Source organism: Plesiomonas sp. (assembly GCF_051650925.1).
Taxonomy (GTDB): domain Bacteria; phylum Pseudomonadota; class Gammaproteobacteria; order Enterobacterales; family CAMTGL01; genus Plesiomonas.
The window spans coordinates 1-1339 of sequence record NZ_JBOFRH010000292.1; the positions used below are offsets into that span (position 1 = coordinate 1).

1 protein-coding gene and 1 rRNA gene are annotated in these 1339 nt (G+C 51.0%); both read right to left on the reverse strand.

Translation table 11 applies throughout. The features are described 5' to 3' along the window. Positions 1 to 90: ribosomal RNA gene (locus ACRC27_RS06990) — 16S ribosomal RNA — on the reverse strand; the annotation flags it as partial. 378 nt (positions 91 to 468) lie between these two features. Further along, a complete protein-coding gene (gene murI, locus ACRC27_RS06995) occupies positions 469 to 1290 on the reverse strand; it encodes a glutamate racemase (RefSeq protein WP_438639512.1) in 822 nt (273 codons plus the stop codon). Positions 1291 to 1339: the final 49 nt, after the last annotated feature.

Here is a 1339-nt window from a genome sequence, read left to right on the forward strand (position 1 = left end):
GGAGCAAGCTCCTCTGTGTTACCGCTCGACTTGCATGTGTTAGGCCTGCCGCCAGCGTTCAATCTGAGCCATGATCAAACTCTTCAATTTAAAGTTTGTCGCTCGAATAAACTGGCAAATAAATTGTTCAGTCACTCGCTTAACTTAATATCTTTTGGATATCAGCATTCTCAAACGAGTGCCCACACAGATTGTCTGATTAACTTTTTAAAGAACGTTTCGCTACCGAAGTAGCGACAGGAAGTGAATTATTCCGCAATCCTGTTTTGCTGTCAAGAAAATGTTTTGCATTTTCTCAAGAGCCGATATTCATTACTGCAGGCCAATCAGTGAGTTGCATCACAGCTGCCGTGTCAGTGGGGTCGCATTATAGGGCGTTAGACGCGCTTAGCAAGGATAAATTAGACCTTTTAGTTCAAGCGCGTGTTTTTACATCGATCCGGGTGATAATCCGGCGATTATTGCCGTTTATACCGGCAGTAGCTGTAGTTGCCCCAGATTTTCACGGGCAAACAAGCTGGCTAAGGTCGCGGTTTTCTCATCCCAATGAGTGCAATAGGCGCGATTAGGCTCAGACAGCCCCTGCCCAGTGGCCAGTAGTTCATCACTGAACAGGCTTTTTACCCGGCGCGCGACTGCTTGCCCGGAATCAATCAGTTGTACACCAGCAGGCGCTAGTTGCTGTAGCTCGGCTTTTAATAAAGGGAAGTGGGTGCACGCCAGCACCCAGACATCCGGACACGGCTTGGCCTCTAACCATGGTTGCAATACTGCGCGCAGACGCTCTTTATCGATTTCCTTTCCCTGCATCTTCTCTTCCGCCAGCTGTACCAACTCCGCAGAACCAAGCAAGCGCACATCACAAGTACTGGCAAACTGCTTTATTAAGGTATGCGTATACGGACGCTTGACGGTAGCCCGAGTAGCCAGCAACCCGACCACACCATTACGGGTAGCCGCGGCTGCCGGTTTAATGGCCGGTACGACGCCGACAATGGGGAAACTGAAGGTTTTACGCAGCGCCGGTAAGCTAATGGTGCTGGCAGTATTGCAGGCAATCACGGCCATGCACAGCGGATGACGCTGATGCACCGCTGCGACGGTGCGCAGTACGCGCTCTACAATCAGCTCTTGCGGCTGCTCACCATAGGGGAAACAGGCATTATCAAAGGCATAGATATAGGGTAAATCCGGCAGTAGCTGCCGGATTTCCTGATACACGGAAAGACCGCCGACGCCCGAATCAAAAATCAGAACGCGGGGGATCAGCGGATGTTCATCAGAAGTCATAACTCAAGGTCAGATAGTAGGCGCGCTCAGCCGCCGGATAACCGTACGC

Bases quoted from the DNA above. Each gene is read 5' to 3' on its own strand.
- murI (WP_438639512.1), bottom strand. From the start codon at position 1,290: ATGACTTCTGATGAACATCCGCTGATCCCCCGCGTTCTGATTTTTGAT.